20 protein-coding genes and 1 tRNA gene are annotated in these 23,710 nt (G+C 71.7%); 9 read left to right on the forward strand and 12 right to left on the reverse strand.

What is annotated here, in order from left to right:
• Window positions 1-224: 224 nt before the first annotated feature.
• The 7 genes from ACPA54_RS36065 to ACPA54_RS36095 form a co-directional block, all read right to left on the reverse strand.
• Window positions 225-1,259 carry a hypothetical protein gene (locus tag ACPA54_RS36065; protein ID WP_423536341.1) on the reverse strand — a complete coding sequence of 345 codons (1,035 nt, stop codon included), beginning with the start codon at window positions 1,257-1,259 and terminating at the stop codon, window positions 225-227.
• A 233-nt stretch (window positions 1,260-1,492) separates the two neighbouring features.
• Window positions 1,493-2,614: a cytochrome P450 family protein gene (locus tag ACPA54_RS36070; protein ID WP_423536343.1), complete on the reverse strand. Its 1,122-nt coding sequence runs from the start codon at window positions 2,612-2,614 to the stop codon at window positions 1,493-1,495.
• Complete coding sequence (locus ACPA54_RS36075) at window positions 2,563-4,002, reverse strand: cytochrome P450 (protein WP_423536345.1); 1,440 nt, start codon at window positions 4,000-4,002, stop codon at window positions 2,563-2,565. The genes ACPA54_RS36070 and ACPA54_RS36075 overlap by 52 nt, the downstream gene beginning before the upstream one ends.
• Window positions 4,003-4,134: 132 nt before the next feature.
• Entirely contained in the window at window positions 4,135-4,725 is a 591-nt protein-coding gene (locus ACPA54_RS36080; RefSeq protein ID WP_423536347.1) for a GTP-binding protein, read from the reverse strand.
• Entirely contained in the window at window positions 4,703-5,077 is a 375-nt protein-coding gene (locus ACPA54_RS36085) for a DUF742 domain-containing protein (protein ID WP_423536349.1), read from the reverse strand. The genes ACPA54_RS36080 and ACPA54_RS36085 overlap by 23 nt, the downstream gene beginning before the upstream one ends.
• On the reverse strand, window positions 5,074-5,487 hold the full coding sequence (locus ACPA54_RS36090) for a roadblock/LC7 domain-containing protein (RefSeq protein ID WP_423536351.1): 414 nt from the start codon (window positions 5,485-5,487) through the stop codon (window positions 5,074-5,076). The genes ACPA54_RS36085 and ACPA54_RS36090 overlap by 4 nt, the downstream gene beginning before the upstream one ends.
• Entirely contained in the window at window positions 5,484-6,818 is a 1,335-nt protein-coding gene (locus tag ACPA54_RS36095) for an ATP-binding protein (protein ID WP_423536353.1), read from the reverse strand. Before ACPA54_RS36095 ends, ACPA54_RS36090 begins: the two co-directional genes overlap by 4 nt.
• A gap of 339 nt (window positions 6,819-7,157) precedes the next feature.
• Here ACPA54_RS36095 and ACPA54_RS36100 point away from each other — a divergent pair, with 339 nt between their 5' ends.
• Entirely contained in the window at window positions 7,158-7,922 is a 765-nt protein-coding gene (locus ACPA54_RS36100; protein ID WP_423536355.1) for a group II truncated hemoglobin, read from the forward strand.
• Window positions 7,923-8,401: 479 nt separating this feature from the next.
• Window positions 8,402-9,238, forward strand: coding sequence for an SDR family oxidoreductase (locus tag ACPA54_RS36105; RefSeq protein ID WP_423536357.1), 837 nt, complete (start codon window positions 8,402-8,404; stop codon window positions 9,236-9,238).
• Window positions 9,239-9,486: 248 nt separating this feature from the next.
• On the opposite strand, the gene ACPA54_RS36110 is transcribed toward ACPA54_RS36105, so the two are convergent.
• A complete protein-coding gene (locus ACPA54_RS36110) occupies window positions 9,487-10,392 on the reverse strand; it encodes a S41 family peptidase (RefSeq protein WP_423536359.1) in 906 nt (301 codons plus the stop codon).
• Between the two features lie 57 nt (window positions 10,393-10,449).
• Between ACPA54_RS36110 and ACPA54_RS36115 the strand changes: the two genes are divergently transcribed.
• Window positions 10,450-10,989 carry an ArsR/SmtB family transcription factor gene (locus tag ACPA54_RS36115; protein WP_423536361.1) on the forward strand — a complete coding sequence of 180 codons (540 nt, stop codon included), beginning with the start codon at window positions 10,450-10,452 and terminating at the stop codon, window positions 10,987-10,989.
• A 239-nt stretch (window positions 10,990-11,228) separates the two neighbouring features.
• On the forward strand, window positions 11,229-11,648 hold the full coding sequence (locus ACPA54_RS36120) for a hypothetical protein (protein ID WP_423536363.1): 420 nt from the start codon (window positions 11,229-11,231) through the stop codon (window positions 11,646-11,648).
• 253 nt (window positions 11,649-11,901) lie between these two features.
• Here ACPA54_RS36120 and ACPA54_RS36125 read toward each other — a convergent pair whose 3' ends face one another.
• Both ACPA54_RS36125 and ACPA54_RS36130 read right to left on the reverse strand, forming a co-directional pair.
• The gene (locus tag ACPA54_RS36125) at window positions 11,902-13,617 is read right to left on the reverse strand and encodes a hypothetical protein (RefSeq protein WP_423536365.1); all 1,716 of its coding nucleotides are present in this window, start codon (window positions 13,615-13,617) and stop codon (window positions 11,902-11,904) included.
• Window positions 13,618-14,012: 395 nt separating this feature from the next.
• Window positions 14,013-14,086, reverse strand: a tRNA-Lys gene (locus ACPA54_RS36130).
• A gap of 530 nt (window positions 14,087-14,616) precedes the next feature.
• Between ACPA54_RS36130 and ACPA54_RS36135 the strand changes: the two genes are divergently transcribed.
• From ACPA54_RS36135 to ACPA54_RS36150, 4 genes are all read left to right on the forward strand, one after another.
• The gene (locus ACPA54_RS36135) at window positions 14,617-16,788 is read left to right on the forward strand and encodes an NsdA family TPR-like regulatory protein (protein WP_423536367.1); all 2,172 of its coding nucleotides are present in this window, start codon (window positions 14,617-14,619) and stop codon (window positions 16,786-16,788) included.
• A gap of 258 nt (window positions 16,789-17,046) precedes the next feature.
• Complete coding sequence (locus ACPA54_RS36140) at window positions 17,047-18,315, forward strand: hypothetical protein (RefSeq protein WP_423536369.1); 1,269 nt, start codon at window positions 17,047-17,049, stop codon at window positions 18,313-18,315.
• The gene (locus tag ACPA54_RS36145) at window positions 18,312-19,844 is read left to right on the forward strand and encodes a hypothetical protein (RefSeq protein WP_423536371.1); all 1,533 of its coding nucleotides are present in this window, start codon (window positions 18,312-18,314) and stop codon (window positions 19,842-19,844) included. The genes ACPA54_RS36140 and ACPA54_RS36145 overlap by 4 nt, the downstream gene beginning before the upstream one ends.
• Window positions 19,845-19,876: 32 nt before the next feature.
• A complete protein-coding gene (locus ACPA54_RS36150) occupies window positions 19,877-21,220 on the forward strand; it encodes a helicase (protein ID WP_423536444.1) in 1,344 nt (447 codons plus the stop codon).
• An 18-nt stretch (window positions 21,221-21,238) separates the two neighbouring features.
• Here ACPA54_RS36150 and ACPA54_RS36155 read toward each other — a convergent pair whose 3' ends face one another.
• Together ACPA54_RS36155 and ACPA54_RS36160 are read right to left on the reverse strand one after the other, a co-directional pair.
• The gene (locus ACPA54_RS36155) at window positions 21,239-21,574 is read right to left on the reverse strand and encodes a hypothetical protein (RefSeq protein WP_345676861.1); all 336 of its coding nucleotides are present in this window, start codon (window positions 21,572-21,574) and stop codon (window positions 21,239-21,241) included.
• A 297-nt stretch (window positions 21,575-21,871) separates the two neighbouring features.
• Window positions 21,872-22,315: a hypothetical protein gene (locus tag ACPA54_RS36160; protein WP_345676862.1), complete on the reverse strand. Its 444-nt coding sequence runs from the start codon at window positions 22,313-22,315 to the stop codon at window positions 21,872-21,874.
• 286 nt (window positions 22,316-22,601) lie between these two features.
• On the opposite strand from ACPA54_RS36160, the gene ACPA54_RS36165 reads away from it, so the two are divergent.
• Entirely contained in the window at window positions 22,602-23,705 is a 1,104-nt protein-coding gene (locus ACPA54_RS36165) for an NsdA family TPR-like regulatory protein (protein WP_479729417.1), read from the forward strand.
• Window positions 23,706-23,710: the final 5 nt, after the last annotated feature.

A 23,710-nucleotide genomic window follows, 5' to 3' on the forward strand; every position in this document is an offset into this window, starting at 1 on the left:
ACCGAGCAGTTCACGGCGGCGCTGGCGTCCGGTCCGGACGTACCGCCGAAGATCCTGCGGCTGCCCGGCCGTGCGCGGGCGGCGGGCCCCGGGGCCCCCGCCCCGGCCGCGGGGGGGGCCCGGGGGGCCGGGGGGGCCCGGCACCGCCTGACGACTCCCTCGAACCCCGGGGGCGACCGCGTCCGGACAGCCGCGGACGCCCCCGGTCCGTGCGGGCGCCAGGCTCAGCTCCCGGCTGAGCTTCCGGCGCCCGGACGGAGGCTCGGCCCATGGGTGTCCACCGGTGGGACATCGGCAATGGCGGCGATGTCCAGCAACCGGTGCATCACCTCCGGAGGCAATCCCGGGTTGGCGGCGGCGTCTTCCGGGTGGGTGACGAGCAGGGCGCGCAGTTGCTGCCACGGCAGGTGGCGGTTGCGGCGCGCCCACCACCGCACGGTCGGGCTCGGATCGGCTGCCAGTGCCGCGAAGTCCGCGGCCGGGTCGTCGAGGGCCGCCATCCGTGCGTACGGCCGCGGGTGCGCGGCGAAGCGCGCGAGACCGCCGGCCCGGAACCCCGGCCGGATGCCGAACTGTTGCCATGCCGGGTCGGCCCACGTCGCGTAGGCCTCCTGCCGGACCGCCAACGGCGCGTACGTGTGATGCCAGGCGAGCAGCATCCGCACCGTGAAATCCGGGTCCGCGGCCAGCGCCGCGGTGTCGAAATCCGGCAGCCAGACCGCCGTTGCGGCGCTGCGCCGCCGCTCCAGCGGCGACCGCGCGGAGACCGGCGCGTTGTCGTGCATCCCGAAACCCCCGGCTCCCTCGGTTCCCTTGGTCTTCCTGATCGCGTTGGTCGCCTTGGTCGCCTTGGTCCAGGGGACGGTTTCCCGCCACGGCACCCCGGCGGCCCGTGATCCGGCCTCCTCGTCTGTCGGTGCGCTCCGCAGCGCGACCTCGGCCAGGTCGTCGGGAAGTTCGGAGGTGCCGAGCCGGACCCGCAGCGCTGCCGCGTCGGGCGTGCCGCGCACGGCGTCGGCCAGGCCGGCGAGCGTCAGGGCCGGCGGGGCGTCCGCGGCGTGACCGGCGGCGCGCAACCGGTCCCGGACGGACTCCGGCGCGGCCGGGTTGGCCGCCAGGCCGCGCAACCAGCCGCGGGCTTCGGGAACGAGCTCGAGCGCGGATTCGGGGGCTTTCCGGGCGGCGGCCGTGGCGGTGCGGACGGTGTGCGGGGCGGCGTTCCGGGCAGGGGAGAGCAAGGAATCCGGGGAGGAAGGCATGCCGACCATGGTGGCCGCGTGCGGCGCGGGAATCCGAGGGGCTTCGGTGTAGATCGAAAGCCGCTCCGACCTGCAGAATAGTGCTGGTTGACACCGGAAGGCGGAAGCGGCGCGGCCGCGATTCCGAGGCTGTTGCGGACAAGCTACGGCACCAGGCCGGGCCCCGGAACGGGACCCGGCCCTCATGGTGTCGGACCGGCCGCCGAAGCCGGTCCATCGGCGTCGCCGGTTGGTCAGCGCAGCCGCACCGGCAGCGTCTTGTGCCCGTTCGAGATGAACGACTCCATCGGCTCCAGCTCCTCCGCCGGCACCGCCAGCGCGAGATCCGGGAAGCGGGCGAACAGTGCGGGCAGCGCGATCTGCGCCTCCAGCCGGGCCAGCGGGGCACCGAGGCAGAAGTGCACGCCGTGTCCGAACGCCAGGTGGTCCTTGTTCGCCCGGGTCACATCGAAGGTGTCCGCGTCGTCGCCGTGCACCTTCGGGTCACGCCCCACGGCGCCGTAGGCGACCAGGATCGGGTCGCCCTTCGCGATGGTCACGCCGCCGCCGATCTCGATGTCCTCCACCGCGTAGCGCAGCGGCAGGTTGGAGATCGGCGATTCGGCGCGCAGCGTCTCGTCGATCACGTCGTCCCAGCTCGCCTTGCCGGAGCGCACCAGTTCGAGCTGGTCGGGCCGGGTCAGCAGCGCGTGGATCGCGTTGTCGAGCAGGTTGACCGTGGTCTCGTGCCCGGCGGACAGCATGAGGATGAGCGTGTCGATGAGTTCGCTCTTGCTGAGCGCACCGTCGCCCTCGTCGCGGGCCGCGATCAGGCCGGACGTCATGTCGTCCGCCGGTTTCGCGCGCCGTTCCGCGACCAGCGCGGTGAGGATGCCGTACAGACTGGCCTGCCCGGCCTCCCGCTCCTGCTGCGTCGCGGTGGTGCGGAAGATGGTGTCCACCGCCACGTGGAGTTCTTCCTGCACCTCCGCCGCCACGCCGAACAGCTCGCAGATCACGCTGATCGGCAGCGGATAGGCGAAGTCCCGCCGCGCGTCGGCGGTGTCGCCCTCGGCCATGCGGTCGAGCAGCGACGCGGTGATCTCCTCGATGCGCGGCTGGAGCGCGGCGGTGCGGCGCGCGGTGAACGCCTTGGAGACCAGCGTGCGGAGCCGTTTGTGCTCGCCGCCGTACGCGGTGAACATGTTCTGCACCGCCACCCAGATCTGCAGCGGCCAATCCGCCGGGATCTCGCCGCCGATCCAGGCCGGCCAGTGACGGCGGGTGTCCTTGGAAACGCGCGGGTCGGTCAACAGGTCCTTGATCAGGGCCTGGTCGTTGACCGACCACGCCTCCACACCGCCAGGGAGTGCCACCAGCGTGGCCGGTCCGCGGGCGCGGAGCCGGGCGTGCTCGCCGTGGAGGTCGCTTCCGGACGGGTCGATGACGTACGCGCTGGGCTGTTCGGCCACGTGCTGTCTCCAAGCTGGGATGCGGTCGATTCGGGCAGCGGGGGACGGCGGGGCGGCGCGGCCGAGGCCGGATCCACCGGCGGGAACACCACCGGGAGTTCCGCCAGCGCCCGGTGGAACGGACCGGGACGCCAGCGCAGCCGCTCCGCGGGAATGGCGAGTTCGACATCCGGCAGGCGGTCGAGCAGCCGCTCGATCGCCACCGACGCGATGAGGCGCGCGCCGTCCTTCGCCGGACACGTGTGCGGTCCCGCACTCCACGCGAGATGCGCGCGGTTGCCCGCACGGTGCTCGGTGGCCAGCGCCGGATCGGTGTTGGCCGCCGCGAAGCTGACCATGATCGGCTCCCCCGCTTTCAGACGTGTACCCGCGAAATCCACGTCGTGAACCGGGAAATGAACGCCGTAGTTGGCCATCGGCGGGTCAGTCCACAGGACTTCGTCGAGCGCGTCGTCGATCGGCATGGTGCCGCCGGACAGGCTGCCCGCGAACCGGTCGTCGGACAGCAGCAGCCGCAGCGCGTTGCAGATGAGGTTCTGCTGCGGCTCGGTGCCCGCGCCCATCAGCAGGGTCAGCTGGTGGATCATCTCCTCGTCGGACAGCTCCGCGGGGTGCGCCATCAGCCACGACGTAACGTCCGCACCGGGCTTCGCGCGCTTGAGCGCGACGAGTTCGACCATGCCTTCGAACAGGAGCGCGTTCGCCTTCTCGGCGTCGACGAGTTCGAAGATGCCCGACATGCCCCGCACCAGCTTCTCGGCGATCTGCGGCGGGCAGCCGAACATCTCCATGAAGACCAGCAGCGGCACGACGAGCGCGTATTCGCGGCGCAGGTCGGCCTTGCCGTCCGTCTCGAACGCGTCGATCAGCTTGTCGGCGCTGCGTTCGACATACTCGCGCAGCTCGATCGGGTCGATGCGGTCCAGGCTGTCGGTGATCGCGGAGCGGAAGCGGGCGTGCTCGGCGCCGTCGGTGAACAGCGCGTTCGGCCGGTAGCCCATCATCGGCAGCAGCGGGTTGTCCGGCCCGATCCGGCCGTCCTGCAGGCCGGCCCAGCGGCGCGGGTCCTTCGAGAACGTCTCGGGGGAGCGCAGGATGTGCAGCGCGGCCTCGTAGGACGTCACCAGCGACGCGGTCACGGTCTCGTGCAGCGTCACCGGGGCCAGCGGGCCGTACTGGCGCAGATGCGCGTAGGCGTCGGCCGGCGAGTCGGCGAACTCCTGGCCGTACAGCGGGTACCCGTGTGCCGGGCACTCCGGCGGCGGGGTCGGGGACGGGGAACTGCTCGTCACGTCAAAGCTCCTGGCACGAGCCGGCCGGGCCGCGCGGGTCCGGCCGGCGGGACGACGGGCGGGGGAGATCCGGGGAGGTCCGGGAGGTGCTGGGGAAGTGCGGGTGCCGACGGGGACGGTCAGCGGGGGCGGTCAGCGGGGGCGGCGCTGCAAGTACTCGACGAGCGCGATGAGCGCCTGGGTGGACGACCGGGCGTCGCGCGCGTCGCAGGTCACCAGCGGTGTCTCGGGCAGCAGGTCGAGCGCCTCGCGGATGTCCGCGTCCGCGTAGAACGGCGCGTCGGGGAAGTGGTTGACCGCGACGGCGTAGGGGAGCCCGTGCTCTTCCAGCAGGCCCATGACCTCGAACGACTGGTCGAGCCGCCGCGTGTCGGCCAACACGAGGGCGCCCAGGGCGCCTTGCGTCATGTCCCGCCACAGCCGGGTGAACCGCTGCTGCCCCGGCGCGCCGAACAGGTAGAGGACGATCTGGTCGTTCAGCGTCAGACGGCCGAAGTCCATCGCCACGGTCGTCGTGGTCTTGTCCGGTACTCCGCTCAAGTCGTCGACGAGCGCGCCGGCCTGCGTCATCTTCTCCTCGGTGTGCAGCGGCCGGATCTCCGACAGCGTGCCCACGAAGGTCGTCTTGCCGACCGCGAAGTGGCCGACCACCAGCAGCTTCACGGATATGCGAACCGTCGGCCGCAGATACGCCGCAGGCTCAGAGACGAGCGCGGAGTCCATCGAGCACCTCCTGAAGCAACTGGGCCTCGGGAAGCTCGGCCGCGGGGATGGGAGCACGCGTGAGAATGTGCCCGGAGTCGACCAGGTCGGCCAGCAGCACCTTGACGACGCTGACCGGCAGGCCCAGGTGTCCCGCCACTTCGGCGACCGACAGCGAGCCGGGACGGCACAGCTCGACGAGCCGGCGCTGCTCCGGGCCGAGCCCGGCGATCGGGCGCTCGTGCGGCGCGTAGACCAGGGTGACCAGGTCGAAGGTGTTGCGCGTGGGGTGGGCGCGGCCACCGGTGACCACGTACGGCCGCACCAGCCCCTTGCCGCGGCCGCGCCCGCCCGGCTCCGGGGGCGGGTTCATCGGAAGGTGCCCGTGTTCTGCCGCAAGGGCGCGCCGAGTTCCTTGCCGAGCCGGTCCACGAGCTTCTGCATCGCGTACGTGACGGCCTCCATGTCGACGTGCTCGGAGGCCGAGACCGCGAGGTAGGCGCCCGGTCCGGCGGCCACCAGGAAGACGTAGCCGCCGTCGAACTCGACGAGCGTCTGCCGCCACGGCGTCTCGACCCGCCCGGCGAACTCCGCCGTGCTCCGGCTGATCGACTGGAGCCCGGACAGCGCGGCCGCTTGGCGGTCCGCCTCGTCGCGGTCGATGCCCCGGGAATGCGCCCGCAGCATGCCGTCGGCGGACAGCAGGATCGCGTGCCGTGCGCCGGGAACCTTCAACGACTCGTCGAGCATCCAGCCCAGGTCGTTCTCGCCGTGCTCGTTCATTGCTGTCCGATCCCCTCTCCGTCTTGCTCGGCGGCGGCCCGTCCGGAACGCGTGCCCCGGGCGAACGCACCCATGCGCGACGCCGTTTCGTGGACCGAGCGGGTGGTGCCGGGCTCGGTGCCGGGTGCCGGCTGCTCGGGAACCGCGGCGCCCTGCTGCGGCGCGGCGGCCGCGGCGGTTCCGGCGCTCGGCTCGCGGCGGCGGCGCTTGGGGAGGCCGGCCGGGGTGGAGCCGATCACGTCGGTGCCCTCCGGGGTGTCGCGGGGGGCGGCCGGCGCCCGGTGCCGCGGCGGTGCCGCGGGCGGCTCGGCGGACTGCCGGTAGGCCACCGGGGCATCCGGCTCGACGGCGGTCAGCAGCGCGCCGGGCAGGAACACCACGGCGCGGACACCGCCGTACGGCGACCGCGTGTCGACCGAGACGCGGAACCCGTACCGCTCGGCCAGCACGCCGACCACCGCGAACCCGAACTGTGGCGGGTCGCCCAGCCGGTTGACGTCCACACCGCTCTGCCCGTCGAGCAGCCGCACCGCGTGCGCGACCTCCTGCTCGTCCATGCCCACGCCCGCGTCGTCGATGACCACGCACGCGCCGTTGTGCGCGGGCTGGATGGACACCTCGACGAACGTGTTCGGCTGCGAGTGCCGCGCCGCGTTGTCCAGCAGCTCGGCGACGGCCAGCACGACCGGCTCCACCGCCCGGGACACCACCGCGATCTCCATCTGCGCGTGCACCCGCACCCGGCGGTAGTCGCGGATCCGCGACGTCGCCCCGCGCGCCACGTCCAGCAGCGGCGACGCGGCGCGCTGCCGGCCCGGCCACGACCCGCACAGCACCGCGATGGCCTGCGCGCGGCGGCCGAACTGGGCGTTGGTGTGGTCGATCTGCAGCAGGTCGTGCAGCACTTCGGGGTGGTCGTGACGCTCCTGCATCTCGCTGATCGACAGCTGCTGCTCGTTGGCCAGGCCCTGGAGCGCCCGCATGGCGCCCTTGAGCGCGGACTTGGCCGACTGATCGGCACGTGTCTGCGCGCGCGCCACGGTCCCCGCGAAGCGCTCCTCGACCAAGTGCAGGCTGAGCGCGAACGACGTGCCTTCCAGCACCGGGTGCCGTGGTGCGGGCGGCGGGGTCTGGCGGGCCTCGTACAACGGCAGCCGCGCCTCGACGAGATCGCGCAGGGTCGTGTCGCGCGCCTCGACGGCGGACTCCAGCGCCGCGATGCGGTGCCGCCGGACCGAGCCGGCGAGGAGCATGCGCACGAGGACGGCGGCGAGGGCGACAGTGACCGCGGCAAGGCACCAGAACACCGCGGGCGGGACGCTATCGGTCATCGTTTCCTCGGATACACCACGCTCGGTGGAGACATGGCGAGCGGACAGCAAGCGCCAACATCCTAATCACGCGCATGACGCGGAGTCAGAGTCCCGGAACCCTACGTGAAGCGGGTGTTTTCCGGAGGTACCCGACATGACGCGTTCGCGGATCGACCGATTCCGACCGATGTTGCGGGCTGCGCGTTCACGGCGAGATCCCGCGTGATCGGGCCCGCGTGTACGCCGACGGCGAAGCGGGGAATCTCCGCCGGTTCCCGGATCGTTGGCCCGGCCGCGGCACATCCGCACAAGCATGGCTCGTCCACCGTCCGTCGACACTTCCAAGGACGCAGACACATGATCGTCGAGTACATCCGCTACACCATTCCGGCAGACCAGCAGGCGGATTTCGAGGCCGCCTACGCCCGCGCCGCCGCATCACTCCGCGCCGCGCCGGAGTGCGCGGACTACGAACTGACGCGCTGTCAGGAGGACTCCGCGTCGTACATCCTGCGCATCCGCTGGACCTCCACACCGGACCACCTCGAAGGCTTCCGGAAGGGCGAGCACTTCCCGGCCTTCTTCGCCGAGATCAAGCCCTACTTCCACGCCATCCAGGAAATGCGGCACTACGACACCGTGACCGAAGTCACCGGCACCGGCGGCGCCAACCCCACCCTGTACGCCTGGGCAGGCGGCGCCGAAGCCCTCGACCGCCTCTTCACCCGCTTCTACGAACACGTCGCCGACGACGAGATCCTCGCCCCGGTCTTCGCCGGCATGGACCCGCACCACGCCCAGCACGTCGCCGCCTGGATCGGCGAAGTCTTCGGCGGCCCCGCGGTCTACAGCACCGAACACGGCGGCCACCGCCACATGGCCTCCCGCCACCTCGGCCGCCACCTCACCGAAACCCAGCGCCGCCGCTGGGTCTCCCTCCTCCAGGACACCGCCGACGAGGTAGGCCTCCCCAACGACCCCGAATTCCGCGGCGTCTTCAGCTACTACCTGGAATGGGGCACCCGCATGGCCCTGATCTACGCGGGCGACAACCCGCCCCCGCTGCCGGAGACGCCGATGCCGAAGTGGGATTGGGGGATTACGCCGCCTTATCGGGGGTGAGGGCGGGGGTGGTTCGAGGGGGCGGGAGGGGTGGTTCGAGGGGGTGAGGTGGGCGGAACGGGTGCTTGCCGGAGGGTGGTTTGGTGGAGCAGTGCAGCAGATGCCCGGCGTGTAGGGCGTGGCCCCGCCCCCTGCTGCGCGGCGCGCCGCTTTGCCCGGAGTGTCACGTTCCTTGGGGAGGCCACGCCACGCCCTATGCGAGAGGCGCGTCACGCTCCTTGGGAGGGGCGCGCCGCCGCACCCTGCGTGGCGTGCTCCCCCCTCCTCGCCTCCCGCACCACCCCCTGGCATCACACCTCTCCCACCTCTCCCCTCACTCTCATCCCTCCCGTATCGCGTCGCTCCGCACCCTCCGTTCGACTATCCGAATCACGCGGTGCCATATGCCTGCCGCGATCCCTGGGTGACGATGGCCGCGGAGTGAATGTGGGGTGAACCTGCGTCACTCCGTTCCTGTTTCCGAGGGCGAAGGAGCCTCCGTGATACTTGTGGCCGGGGCGACGGGCAATGTCGGATCGGCCCTGGCCGATCAACTCACCGCAGCCGGGCACCGCATCAGAACCCTGACCCGCAACCACGAACGCACCGAACACCCGCTTCACGACCGGCACATCGTGGCCGACCTCAACAAACCCGACACCCTCGACGGTGTGTTCGAAGGCGTCACCCGGGTCTTCACCCTCGCGGGCTACGACGACATGCCGGCCCTGGCCGCCACCATGCGCGCCCAAGGCGTCGAGCACGTCGTCCTCATGACCGGCGGCTCCGCGGGCATCCAGCGCATGGACAACGCGATTTCCCGCTACATGACCCTCAGCGAGCGCGCCATCCGCGAGTCCGGCATGACCTGGACGTTCCTGCGCCCCCGCGCCTTCATGTCCAACTCGCTGCGCTGGCTCCCCCAACTCGCCGCCGGCGACGTCGTCCGCGTCCCCTTCTCCTGGCGCCGCACCGCTTTCATCGACCCCCAGGACATCGCCGCCGTCGCCGCGGAGGCCCTCCGCAATCCCGACCTCCACCACGGCGCGATCCACGAACTCACCGGCCCTGACGCCCTCCTCCCCGAGGAACAGGTCGCCATCCTCGCCCGCGTCCTCGACCGCAACCTCCGCTTCGCCCCGGTCCCCAACGACGAAGCCCGCACCGAAATGGAATCCCGCCTCCCCCGCGAACGCGTCGACGCCTACTTCGGCTTCTACGTCGACAACCTGATCGACGAGTCCCCGGTCCACACCACGGTCGAACGCGTGACGGGCAGACCACCGGTCACATACGAGGCCTGGGCCCTCCGGAACGCCGAGCGACTGACTGCCTGATCGCTCCACCAACGGGGCGACTCGCCGGTGAACCGGCCGACTCCGCCGGCATGCATCCCCGTGCGCCGCGCTTGCCCGCCCCGCGTGGGCGAGCGCGGCACGAGTCCGACGCCCGGTCGGCGGCACACGGTCGGTCCGACTCGCGGCAGTGTGCGCGTCTCTCCACGCGGAACAGACCGATGCGGCGGCGTTCCAGGTCGATGTGGATGACCTCGATCCGGTTTTGGGGCCCACGGACCAGGCCCAAGTCAGCCCGCCAGTCGCCCCAACGCCAGCTGGTGCCCCCGCTCCAGAGCATCCGCCGCCGCGCACGCCACGTCCGGTTCCACGCCCCTGCCCTCCCAGTTCGTGCCGGAGACGGGGTTGACGGCACGGCCGACCGGGACGGTGGCTTCCAGGTGGGGGTGGATTGTCCAGCCCTGGCAGGGGTGGGCGCCGCCGCGGGTGCGTTCGCCGACCACGACGGCGCGGCCGAGTTGCTGGAGGTCGTACGCCAGTTCTTCGGCAGCCGAGAAGGTGCTGTCGCTGGTCAGCACGTACAGCGGCTTGCTGCCGCCGAAGCGGGCGCCGGGGACGTGCGGCTGGCTCCAGGACTGCTCGCTGCGCTCGCCGTCGCGCCAGTACATGGTGTTGAGGTGGGTGCGCTTGTCCAGGAGGTGGCTGCAGACGAAGGCCACCGTGTCCGGGTCGCCGCCGCGGTTGGCGCGCAGGTCGACGATCAGCGCTTGGGCGCGGGACGCGAGGGTGAGCGCGGCGCTCAACGGCTCGGCGGCCCAGTCCAGCGGAAACAGCATCGGCGCCATTTCCACGACGGCGACCCCGCCGTCGAGCAGCTCCACCCGGGGCGCCCCGCCCAGCGAGGTGTCGAAGTCCCGGCGTATGGACGCCAAAGTCGCCGCGCCCTGCCCCGCGGGTACCGGTTCGGCGTGGTGCTTCAGTCGCAGGTGGCGGTCGCCGTTGAGGGACTGCAGGTCCGTGGTGACCAGGCCGGCGAGTTCCTCGGCGCTGTCGACGTCGTACGCGCCGTCGGCGAGGCGTCGTCGCAGCAGCTCGGCGAGCTGCTCGGCGGTCTCGGGGAAGACGTAGTGCTCGGTCACGAGCCGTGCGGTCTCGTCGACGATCGGGGCAGGCAGGACCTTCGTGGCAATGGTCATGGCCGGGAGTAGAGCATCGCCCTTGCGAAAGCGTCAAGAAGTCCAGACACTTTCCGTATGCCTGATCAGCCGTCCTACCCGCCGCCTCCCGAGGACGTCCTGGAGATCGGCGCGCCCGAACAGTTCGCGGCGCTCGCCCACCCGTTGCGCCAGCGACTGCTCTTCGCCCTCGGCCAACAGCCCTCCACCACCAGCCGCCTCGCGGCACAGCTCGACGCCAAGAAGGGCAACGTCGCCCACCACCTCAAAGTGCTGCGCGAAGCCGGGCTGGTCCACATCGCCGAGAGCCGCCACGTCCGCGGCGGCACCGAGCAGTACTACCAACGCACCGCCCGCCGCATGCTCGTCGCCGAACCCCAGGCGGCAGGCACCGCCGCCATGCTCGCCGCATTCGCCCACGAACTGGACCGCTCACCCGCCGAAACCCTGACCCTGCGCCACCTACGCCTCACCCCGGCCCAGGCGAAAGAACTCGGCGACACCCTCACCAAGTTGGTCGACGAGGCGGAGGAGGGTGCGGGGGACCAGCCGGTGCATGGTGTGCTGGTGGCGCTTTACCAACAGGCCCAGCCGACGGACACCACCGATTCCGCTTAGCGGCAGCGATCGCACACCTCGGGCCGGCCACGCCCCGGCTGTCTCAGCGGGGAGTCCGCTGCGGTCACTCCGGGCAGCGGTGGCAGAGTAGAGCATCCAACCGAGCAGCCAAACGGCCACAAGCGCGGCGTTCTGCCGGCTGTCTTTCCGATTCACCTCCGCGCACTTTGGATATTTCGAATGCGCATGCGGGTCAATAATTCGAGGCCTATCCCTCACGCACGACAGGGAGTCCCCTCATGCGCACCTCAGTCAAGCGGGCTGCCGCCATGGCCGCCACGACCATGGCGCTGGTCACTGGCACCGCCATATCTGCCCCGTCCGCGTCTGCCGCAGGTCACGACGTCTACTCGGCGGATGCCGCCCCGGGCGGATACATCTGGCCGCAGGGCATGGCGTACTTCTTCAGCTACGGCGACAAGTTCGAACTTCACGACGATGTCGCCGACGGCGATGGCGTCGCGCTTCGCATCGACTTCTACAGCAGCACTGGCTACTACCGGTACGACAATCGCTATTTCGGTGGCGGCGCCGGCGAGCGGGTGACCTTCAACTACGATTTCGCCGAAGGTCGAAAGATCCGTTTCAGTGTGTGCGCCCAGAACGGCCCAAGCGGAGGCCGCTACAACTGCGGTGACTGGACGTACGCCACCGCCTGACCGGAACGCAACGACCGACCCATGTGCACAGAGCGAACCGAGAAGCCCGAGTCCGTGACGTAGCAGGCTTCTCAAATCAAGGCGCTCTCGGGTCAACCGAGAGCGCCCTGACCGGTACCGCACTGCGAGCGCCGCCAGGAACTCGCCCCCCCCGGCCCGTTGACGAAGAGTGCGCGTGCAGACCGGCGTTCGGGCCTATTCGCGGTTCGCCGGCACAGGTCGATTCGGAGAGCTTCGTGTCGGTGCTCTCGCGCTACTTGCCCGACGCGATGGAGGCGTGGCGCCGCTGCACAAGCGCGGCGCGTTCGGTATCCGGGATTGTCATCGACTCGGCGAGCACGGCGGCGAGTGCGTCCACTTGTTTGTGGTCGATGTCGGAGCGGAAGAGCCACCGGAAGTTCTCGTCGCGCGTGATGAGGTCGATCGCCAGGCGCTCGCCGTTGTCCTGTGCCGTTGCTGCTCGGACGTATCGCACTTGGTCGATCGGGACGTCTCGACGGATCTCGCCTTGGTCAAGGAACGCGTTGGTCCTGGCCGTGATGATGCGGCGGTCGGTGATGACGACCAGCGTGTTCGCGGAGGCCTTGTCCGTCTTGTCCATCGCTGCCGCCAACTTGCCCTTCACACCGCCGAGGATCGAGGAAGTCGGACCGAGGGCATCGAGCTGGTCGGCGAAAGCAAGGACACGTACGGGCTCGTCGTTCTCCAGGAACCACCCCAAGATCCGAAGGTACGGTTCGTGGTCCAGCGTTTCGGGTGCGCACACGACATCCGGTGCTGCGAGCAGATCGGACGGCGGACGGAGGACGTCGGCGAGAGGCTCGATCGCCTTCAGCAGACGGGCGGCGGTCTCGCGGGCCGCCTTCGAGTCCTTCTGCTTGCCGATCAGCGACGGTGACAGCGCGTCGGGTCCGCCGAGTTCGGCGATGATGCGCAGCTCGCGCGTCAACGAGGCGACGAGGCCCGTCATCTCGGCGAGGGCGGAGTCGAATTCCGTGCGGGTGTCGCGTGCGATGACGTCGACGAGCCGTGTCTCGTCAGGATCTTTGCGGCCGGCGGCTCTCGCCTTTCCGGCGCGGAGCGCCTGGTACCCGATCCATGCTTTGAGGGAGGACATCAGAGCGTAGGCGTCGAAGACGATTGCCTCGGCGTTCGTCTGCAGATACTCGCGGTGGAGACGCGCGTCGGTCTGATTGATGTGCCCGACGTGACCGTGGACGTTCTGCCGGTAGAGCTCAAGCTGCTTGCGCAGCGACGCTTCACTGCCCGCGACGTTCTCCCACAAGGAGGCGGGGACTGCTCCGATCGCTCGCGCCTGATCGACCGTGTGATCGATGGTGGCGACGAGGCCGTTCAGCTCGGACCACTGCTCGCTGCGGATGCTTTTGAGTACTTGGCTTGTCAGGGCGATGTTGGTTCTGACGAGACCCGCGATCTCGCTGAGCTGCATCTGCAGGGCGACCATGGCCAGCGCCGGCCCGAGCGTAGCCGCGGTCTGCGCCGCGCTCACCGCCGTCACGGGGATGAGGCGGGCCTGGGCGATGATCTTGCCGTTGAGGAACACCGCTCCGAGGTTCGCGCCGTCCTTGACGGCAAGTGTCGCGCCGGCGTTCAGCAGGGCCTGCGTGGCGCTACTGACCCGGTAGAGCCCTTGCACGCCGGCGTATGCGTTCGCGAGGTTGCCTGCCACGGTCGCCGTGTTCCCGATCGAGGCGACGAATGCGGAGACCCGCTTGCGATCGGCCGCCGACACGATCCCGAAGTCCACCAGACCGGTTTTGAGTTCGGCAGGGACGTCGCCGCAGACGACGACGATCCCGGGGAGTATCTCCGCCAGGATCGTTGATGCCGCAGTGGGGTCGGCGTCCCCGCCGGGTGCTGGATCGTTCACCACGGGCAGGTCGGCGGTCTTGCCCCGGTTCTCCTCCTCGGGCGCGGCGATCTCCGACGAGTCCGAAGGGTCCTGCATGCGATTTCCTCCCCCACGAGGCGCGCAACGGCCAGACGCCGCCAGCGTCAACGGCGGAAGTCTAGGGCTCGACACCCTGTGCTCGGTCTTTGCCGAGGAACGCGAACACGCCCAGTATCCAGGCCTCTTGGAGGAGATCCGTTGGCGACCGCGGCTTGGCGGTATGCGAACCTGCTCACGCGTGAGTAGGTTCCAAGCGACGTGCATGCCCGACACGGCTGCGCCGTGGTGGCGAACGCCGATGGGGCGGTCACCAGGTCCACTCCCTGGGACGTTGGATCATGCGAAACGACCGTGCTCGAACGGTGGCCCCGACCGCGTCCTCACCACGCCGCCGAAACGACCAGGGCGTCCTCGGATGACCGAGAACGCCCTGTCTGGTACCGCTTGCGAGGTGCGCCGCCAGGGACTCGAACCCCGGACCCGCTGATTAAGAGTCAGCTGCTCTAACCAACTGAGCTAGCGGCGCTTGCTGCGATGGGTAGACAGTAGCAGGACTTCGCGGTGATCAAGAAATCGACGGTTTGGCGTCCGGGGAGGGGAAACGGGGCTTGCCGCGACGGCTGACCTGCGACGTCGGGCGTTCCGCGACGTGCGCGCCGTCGGTCTCGGCGCTCGCCCAACCCCGAGTGCGGGCCCCGTCTCACCCCGCAGATCAGGCTGCCACCCCACGCAGCCCCGATCTGGTGGCCGGCGCCGGCCGCCTCATCCCCGTCAATCAGCCACCCCGCCTCACCCCGATCAAGGTGGTTGGCCCCACTTCCGGGGTAAACGGGAGAAAGGTGGTCCGGTGGGGGCGGAGAGAGGGGTGGGGCCAGGGGCGGTCGGGGGAGGACGTTTCCGAGGACACGGGGAGGACGCCGGATTCAAGACATCTGTCAAGTGGTCCCCGCGTGCAGCTCACGACGGGTACCGTCAGGATCACGGCCCGCCATTCTCACATCACGGTAGTTTGACGGTCCGACACCGTGGGGCCGCGCATCTCTGGGGAGGACGCCAATGGCCATACGGCAGAGTGGCGGCTCCTCGTCGTCGGGGAACGTGCGGCTGAAAGCGTTGCGGCATGCCAATGGCTGGGTGTCGCAGCAGCAACTGGCCGACGCGTTCGAGAAGAAGGCGTTGGAGTGCGGCCTGCGACTGGCCGTTTCGGTACGGCAGGTAAGGCGCTGGGAAAGCGCCGATCCGCCCTGGCCCACGCCCGATTACCAGAAGGTTCTGCAGGAGCTGTTCGGCTGCCCGCTGACCGACCTCGGGTTCATCCCACCGTGGCAGGCCGACCTGGACGCCGCGACGGACGACTTGCACGGCTTCGGCGGCCCCGGAGGCGGCGTACATGGCGGCGTGCATGGCGGCGCCAACAGTGGCAACGGCGGCAACGGCCAAACCCCGCCCGGCGGTTACGACGCCTACGGTCCGGCCGGGTACGACCAGGCGCCCCCCGCCCTCGGCCACGACCAGCATCCTTACCCCCACCCGCACCCGTACGCCGACCCCAGATCCCCCGACCCCCGCTACGCCCAGCCCCCGGGCCCGGGTCCGTCCCCTGCCTCCGCCTCCGGCTCCGCCCCCCTGGGCGGGGCCGTCGACACGCCGCGGCTCGGGCCACCGCGGCCCGGCGGCTTCCGGGTCGGACGGCACCGGGACGGCACCGAGCGGCGGATCCCCGAGGGCCGCATGCCCGACGGACGGACGCCCGACGCACGCGCACCCGACGGCCTCGTCTTACCCCGCGCCGTCCCTCCCCCCGGGCCCGCCGATACCGCCGCGTCCCTGGCCGCCGGGCTGATGCCCGAGCCGGTGCGGCAAGTGCAGCCCCGGTTCGACGAGTCCACGCCCGGGATGCCCGCGCCGCGGTTGTCCGGCGGCAGATTCGTGCCCGGTTCCCGGCGCGCTGCTCGGCAGCCCGCGGAGAGGCCGCAGCGCCTCGGCGGCCCGCTCGCCCCCATCACCGGGACGACCGGCGCGGCAGGTCTGCCAAGCCCGGCAAGCCCGACAAGTGCGACAAGTGCGACAAGTGCGACAAGCGCCACCCCTGCCATCCCCGCCACCCCCTCCGGCCTGATCCTCCCCGGCCGCCCCGCCGTCAGTGCCCCGGGCGCCCACTCCGTCGAACGCCTGTCCGGTATTCCGGACCTTCTCAGTGTCGTCAGCCGCATCGAAGTGGCCGATCCGCGCGACATCGAGGCCGTCGTGCCGGGCCCCGCGCACAGCGGCCGGCTCGGGTCGCCGATGGCCGACCAGTACGCGCGCCTCACCGCCTCCTACCGCCAGATGTACTGGGTCGCCCCCGCGCAGATGACCCTCCAGCCCGTGGAAAGCCACGTGCACCTGGGCACCACGCTGCTCGACGCGCCCGGTCCGTCCCGGCCGCGCCGCGTGCTGGCGGCGTCGGTCGCCGAGACGGCCATGCTGGCGGGCCGGATAGCGTTCTTCGACCTCGGCGACAAGAAGCGCGCCCTGCAGTACTACAGCCTCGCCGAGCAGGCGGCCACGGAAGCCGGCGAGCCGCTGCTGCGGCACGCGGTGCTCGGCCACGTGGCCTTCGTGCCCGCGTGGGCGGGCCGGGCCGGCGACGCCCGCGCCATGATCGCGCGCGCCAACAACCCGGCCGCGCTGCACGCCGCCGGGGCGCCCGCGCTGATGCGTGCGTGGCTGTGCGCGGTCAACGCGGAGATCGAGTCGTTGATCGGCGACAAGGACCTCGCGCTGCACTACATCGACCGCGCGGAAGACATCCTGTGCCACCCGGACGATCTCGAAGTCCCGGCCTGGCTCGACTTCTTCGACTCGGCGCGGCTGTGGGGCTTCCGCGGTGCCGCGGAGCTGGAGGCGGGCCGGTTCGACGCGGCACGGGACGCGCTGACCGACGCGCTCGGCGACCTGCCGCCGAGCGCCGCCAAGCAGCAGGCGGTGACCTGCGCCGACCTCGCCCGGGTGGCCGCGATGAGCGGCGACATCGACGAAGCCAGCGGCATGTTGTCCCGGGCGCTCGACGCGCTCACCCGCCAGTGGTACCGCACGGCCATGACGCGGGTGTGGGACGTGCGCACCCAGTTGGAGCCGTTCAAGAACGCGCACTGCATCCGGCGCCTGGACCAGGAACTCGAGGCCTGGCGGGGCGAGAACGGCAGTGCGGCCCTCGGCGGCGACGAGCGGGGCGCCCTCGAATGACCGCCGGACCCGCACGCCACGGCATCCAAGGCATCCAGCGCATCGACGGCATCCAGCGCATCCACGGCGTCCACGACGTCCGACTCCGGGAATCCCGGCGCGAAAAATGACGGACGAACGGGATACGGTGCGGCACACGGGACGCGCCGTACCCCGGATGGCCCGTCCTGTCGTACGCATGGGCCACACTGTGGCGATCGCATATAAGCCGATACGCCGGCGCAACCACGACGACGGTACGGAGCCGCACACCACGCCATGGGCACCACCGACTCTCGACTGGGACAGCTGCGCGGGTCGCTGCCCGCGCGCAACCACAACGCGCGGACGGTCGCGGCGCTCGCCGCGAACCCGGGCTGTGCGCGGCGCGGCGTCATGGACGCGGCCGGAATAGACAAGACCGCGCTGGCGACCCGGCTCGGCCATCCCGTGCAGTACGGCCAGTCGCCGTTCGCGATCGTCCGTGGACACGCGTTCGAAGCCCAGGTCAAAGCAGATGGCGGCGCCCAGCTCCGGGCCCTGCTGCACGAGGCGCTCGGCGTCCCGGAATCCGCGGTCGCCGAAGGCGCGTACGAGGAACTCGGCGGCGAGATCCCCGAACCCGAACCCGAACCGGAACCCGGAGCCGAAACGGCACCCGGAGCCGAGACCGAGCCCGGAGCCGACCCGGAGATCGACCCGTCCGCCGCCCGCGAACCCAAACGCCTCGGCCGCGAACAACGCGTCACGCTCACCCGCCGCGCCCTCCAACGCGTCCTCGACGAGGCGCGCTCGGACACCTGTGCGATCCTCGACCACCCCCTCCTCCCGCTCGACGTCGCCGGCACCCGCGCCTACCTGGAGCCGGACGCGATGGCCTGCCTTGTCGCGGGCCGCCTGCACGTCGTGGAGATCAAGTCGTTCTCGGTGCTCGACGGCGGCGCGGACCCCGGCAAGCTGGCCTCCGCCGCCCGCCAGGCCGCGGTCTACGTCCTGGCGCTGCAGGACCTCGCCGCCGACCTGGGCTTCGGCCGGGACGTGGTGTCCACCGACGTCGTCCTGGTCTGCGCCCGGGACTTCTCGAACCAGCCGACCGCCGCGCTCCTCGACATCCGCAAGGAACTCGCGGTCACCCGGCGGCGCCTCACCCGTCTCGCCCGCATCGACGACCTGCTCGCCGACCTGCCGGCCGGACTGACGTTCGACCCGGTCGACGCCGAGGACCAGGGCGACGCCGGACCCGCGGCCGTTCGGCAGGCCGTCGGCTCGGTGCCCGCCGCGTACGTCCCCGACTGCCTCTCCGCCTGCGAACTCGCCTACTTCTGCCGGTCCGAAGCCCGCGCCTGCGAAGGCGGCCACGGCTCCGGCGGCCTGGTCGGCACTCTCGGCACCGGCATTCGCGGCGTCCTCGGCGGCATCGACGACATCGGGCGGGCCCTCGACCTGGCCGACGGCGCGTGCGCCCCGGCGCACGGCGAAGAGGAAATCGCCCGCGTGCTCCGGCGCGCGGCCGCACTCCGGCGCGAAGTCCTCGAGGGCGCCCGATGAGCGCCGTCGCCGCCCTCGGCCGGCTGCGCGCCGCGGCCACCGGCTACGCCCAGCCCGCCGCGACCGTCCGCCACCGGCATCTGTCCGACCGGCCCGTGGTGTTCGTGCCGTATGCGATGTCCGGCGAAGCGTTCGCCCCGCTCGCCGCGCTGGTCGGCGACGACCCGGCTGCGCCGCACCTGCTGATCGTGCCGCAACCGCGCGACCGCGACCGGCGGTTCGGGCACGTGGCCGACCTCGCCGCGGTGCTGCTGCCGTACCTCACCGAGTGGCTCGCCAAGTCCGAGACGATCGAACGCAAGAACGACGACCCGTACGAACGCGCCGTCGACGCCCCGCAGATCATCGTCCCGTCCCCGGCCGGCATCGAGTACGTCCGCCTCCTCGGCCGCTCCACCCGGTTCCGCCGCACCGACGGCGAATACGCCGTCCACCCCGACGTCCCGCTCCTCGGACGCTGGTGCACCTACCTCGCCGAACGCGCCCGCACACCCGGCTCGTCGCTGCTCCTCGCCATGACCGACCTGCTCGCCCGCACCTGGGCGACCGGCCAGAGCGACCTGGAGAACGGCGAACTCGCCGCGCTCCTGGGCTGGATCGACCCGGACCCGGGCCGTACCGGCGCGGAGACCGCCCGCGAGGCGGAAGGCGCCGCGCCCGCCGGGCCCGCGACCGACCCCAAGTTCGACGAGCGGCTCGCCCCGATGATCGCCGCCTACGACCACGCACAGCGCGCCGACGACCCGCGGGCCGGGGCCCGCGCCGAGGAACGCATCCGCGACGCGCTCGGCGGCGAACTCATGCCGACCTGGCACCGCATGTGGCGCGGCCTCGAACTGCTGCGCGAACTCCCGGTCGGCGCCTCGGTGGCCGGCCGCTGGGAGATCGACCGCATGTCCTACAGCCTGTTCTCCGCCGACCTCGCCAAGCCCGACTCGCGCCCCCAGCCGCGCACCCCGGGCGCGGTCGCCGCCGCGCAGCAGCTGGTCCGCCGGGAAACCGCGCAGGCCCGCCTGGAAGCCGAACAACTGCGCGACGACCCGCTGCTGATGGCCGAAGCCCGGCTCGCCGGCCAGGCGTTCCGCGGCGACGTCGTCGCCGTCGAAGCGGACCGCATGGTCACCGAACCCGGCAAGAAGCAGGCCCGACCGCGGCCGCTGCTGGTCCTGCGTACGAGTGACGAGCCGCTCATGACGCTCGACACCGAACTGGAGTGTGTGGAGCGGCCGAAGGCCAAGGCCAAACTCGTCGCCGTCGCGGAGAGCGCGCAGGGCGGCACCCTCGATGTGCGCCTCGAACTCACCGGCGGCATGGGCCGCGGCAAGACGCCGGAAGAAGGCAGTGTCCCCGAAACGGGTGAACTTCTGACCTGGACGACCGCCGCACCCGGCTTCCGCGGCGGCCCGAAATGGCCGGAACCCGAAGAGACCCCGTGGACGCACGGCGGCCCGCCCGACCCGGACGGCGGCCGCCCCGAGGGTGCCGCCGAGGACGACGACGACCCGGGTGCGGAGGAACCGTGGAGCTGAGCGCACAGCCGACCGCACAGCCGACCGCCCACCTGGTCAAACAGCAGGCCGCACCCGGCACGAGCCCCGCCAAGGCCGCCGCCCGCGTCACCGACGCCGTCCTCGCCGACCTCGGCTCGGGCCGGCACCGCGGTGTCGTGGTCGACTCGCCGCCCGGCGCCGGGAAATCCACGCTGGTCGTCAAGGCGGCCGCGGAGATCGCCGGCCGCGGCGACGCGCTGATGATCGTCGCGCAGACCAACAACCAGGTCGACGACCTGCTGCTGCGCCTCGCCGCCGACCATCCCGAACTGCAGCTCGGCCGGCTGTCCGCCGCGGACTACCGGCCGGGGGAGGAACTTGCCGCGCTGCCCGTGCGGATCGCGGGCAAGGCGGCCGACCTGGACGGCTGCGAGATCGTCGTCTCGACCGCGGCGAAGTGGGCGCTGGTCGACGACCGGCGGTGGGCGTGGGCGATCGTCGACGAGGCGTACCAGATGCGTTCGGACGCGCTGCTGCTCGTCGCGCGCCTGTTCGACCGGGCGCTGTTCGTGGGCGACCCGGGCCAGCTCGACCCGTTCGCGACCGTCGACGCCGCCCAGTGGCACGGCCTCACCTACGACCCGTCGCAGAGCGCGGTCGCGGTACTGCGGCGGCACAACCCGGACTTGCCGGTGCACCGCCTGCCCGTGTCGTGGCGGCTGCCCGCGACCGCGGCGCCGCTGGTGTCCGAGGCGTTCTACCCGTTCACGCCGTTCCGGTCCGGGACGGAAAGGCACGAGCGCTCCCTGGAGTTCGCCGCGGCCCGGCACGGGGACGCGTACGACGACGTGGTGGACGTCGCGGCCGGCTCCGGCTGGGGCCTGCTCGAACTCCCGTCCGGCTACACGCTGCCGTCCGACGACGAAACCGTCCGCACGGTCGCCGAACTCGCCGCCCGGGTCCTCGCCCGCCGCGGCACCGCCCGCTCGGAGCGGGGCACGAACCCGCTGGACGCGGGCCGCATCGCGGTCGGCGTCAGCCACCGCGAACAGCGGTCCCGGGTGGAGGCGGCACTGCGCCGCATCGCCGCGGACGTGCCCGGCGCGGGGGACATCGTCGTGGACACCGCGAACCGGCTCCAGGGCCGGGAGTTCGACGTCACGGTGTTCCTGCACCCGCTGTCCGGGCGGCGCGACGCCACCGCGTTCCACCTGGAGACCGGACGGCTGTGCGTGCTCGCGTCCCGGCACCGGCACGCGTGCCTCGTGGTCGCGCGTGCCGGAATCCCCGAACTGCTGGACGCCCACCCGTCCGCGGAACCCGTGCACCTCGGACTGCCGGTGTCGTTCCCGGACGGCTGGGAGGCGAACCACGCGGTGCTCGCGACGCTCGAAGGCAGCCGGGTGCGGGTGTGAACCGGACGGGTGCGCGGGCTATTCGCCGCGCTTGGCGATGAGCCGGTCGCCGTACTCGATCATCTTGACCGTGTACGCCTCGCTCCAGCCGGTGCGTTCCGCGATCTCCGCGGCTTCGAGCCGGTCGAACCGGCGCCGGTCGGCGAGCCGGGCGACCGCTATCGCCTGGTAGTCCACGGCCTTGTCGGCGGCCGCGCGGAACGCCTCGGCGAGCTGCGTCGCACGGTCCAGCATGTCCTGCGGGTCGGTGAGGTCGTCGAGGTCGAAGAACCGCTCGTTCTCGCGTTCCAGTACGGCCGGTTCGAACAGCAGACGGGCCGGCCGGACGCGCGGCTTGGACGGTTCTGGCGGCATGACGGATTCCTCCCGACGCGGTCTCACCCCCGTGGTGACGATGTGGGCATGCCCAATGGCATGGTCACGTACGCGTGCCGGACAAAGCAACAACGGCACGGTGCTGCGGATGCCGGAAATGCGAAATCCGGCACCCGCAACCGGGGCACCGGATTTCGCACGGTGGTGCACATAAGAGCAGTACCGGCCGAGGCGAGTCGGACAAGGGGGAGCCGCTCAGTCAGGAACCCCGGCCGGTACGTATATGGGGGGCTTCGGCCCATCGGGCCGGCCCGGAATGGTGATACGGAAAGCGGTTCAGGACGCCCGCGGCCGCGAGTCCGCCAGCGTGCGCGCGGCTTCGGCTATGGCGGCGCGCACGTGGTGCAGCGCGGTCAACCGGCCTTCCGGACTCGGCGGGACCAGCCACACCAGCGGCCCGTCCTCGCTGTCCGACGGCGGCACGGTGATCCACGCGCCGCGCCCGTGGTGCCGCGGGCCGACCGCCCGCTGCCGACTCACCGGGGCGGCCGATGCCGGAGGCACCAGGAACCCGATGCGCCGGTAGCGGCGGTCGGAGATCACGGGGCCCACCGCGACCCGGTGGGCGTAGAGGGCGCCGAGGGCCTCGAAACCGAGCCGGTCCTCGACCTCGATCACGTCGAACGTCTCGCCGGCCGCGACCAGCCGCGGTGCGTGCGGGTTGCGGATCATGTCCTGCGGCACCACGGCCGTCCGGGTGCGATTCACGTCGGCGTTCAACGGAGGCGTCCTCTCTGAATCCGGTCCGGGCGTCGGTGGTGCGTTTCCGTTCTGCCGTGCGGTGGTGCTGTCGTCCTGGCGACGTCCGGTGGCGGACCTGGCGGGCGCCTCGGTGTCCCTCGGCCGTCCTGCTCCGGTCCGGTCTTCCGTCCCGACAACGATGCAATCAGGTCGGCACCCAGGGTGACGAGGTCGCGGGCGGGGACTCCTGGAGGACGCGTGGAGGACTCTTGGGTCCTTCCGCCCCCGAATCCGTAGCGGCAGCGGCAAGTAGGCGTCCACCATCGTGAACCGGCATCCATCCCTCCGCATCCCTCACGGACGGCAGCGCCGTCCGGGCGGCCGGACCATGCCCACCATCACGACGCGCGTGGAGGACGTGGTGCAACGACGTAACTTCCTGGCCGGTGCCGCCGGCGTGGCCGCGGGGATGTCCGCGGCCGCACCCGGCCGTGCCGACGCCCGCGCGGAGGAGGACTCCGATCCCGTGGCGTATGCCGGCACGACTGCCCGGCTGCGCGCCCGGTATTGGACGAACGAACCCGCTCATCTGCTTCCCGACGCCGTGCGCCATGTGCGCACCGGCACCGCTTTGCTGGCCCGCCGGGCGGACGCCCGGGTGGCCGCTTCCGTCGCCGAATCGGCGCTGCTCGTCTCCCGCATAGCCTTCTTCGACCTGCGGCTCGGCGAGCGGCGGGTCGGAGCCTGGCAAGACCTCGCGCTCGCCGCCGCGGACACCGCGAAGGACGGCGCGCTCGGTGCCGCGGTGCTCGGGCACATGGCGTTCGCCCCGGCCTGGTCCGGGCGGGCGGGGGAGGCCCGCGGCCGCTTGGCGGCGGCCCGGGCCCGTGCGTCCCGCGGCGAAGGCGGGCCCGTGATGCGGGCCTGGCTGGACGCGGTGGCGTCCGAAGCCGAAGTACGGCTGGGCAATCCGCGGGCCGCGTTCCCGTATCTGGACCGGGCCGCGGGTGCGCTGCACCCCGCGGACGCCGGGGTCGGATCGTGGTCCGCGGCCGGGCCGCCCGTATGGCTCGACTGGTTCTCCGGGGCGCGGCTGGACGGTTTCCGCGGTGCCGCGGAACTGGCCGCGGGCCGCCCCGACCACGCGAAGGCGACGCTGCGCCGGACCCTGGCCGGACTCGACCCCGGCTCGGACAAGCAACGTGCGGTCACCCTGGCCGACTTGGCGGCCGCGGCGGTGGCCGCGCGGGATCCGGAGGACGCGTGCGCATTGCTGCACCAAGTGCTCGACCTGGTGGAGAGACAGGGCTACGCGACCGCGGTGGACCGCGTTCGCACGGTGCGCGCCTCGCTGGCCCCGTGGTCCGGAGAGCGCTTCGTAGCCGAACTGGACGACCGGCTGGCGGCGAGTCAGGCGGTGCCGTCCTGACCGGG

Source organism: Uniformispora flossi (genome assembly GCF_049534875.1).
Taxonomy (GTDB): Bacteria; Actinomycetota; Actinomycetes; order Streptomycetales; family Streptomycetaceae; genus Yinghuangia; species Yinghuangia aomiensis.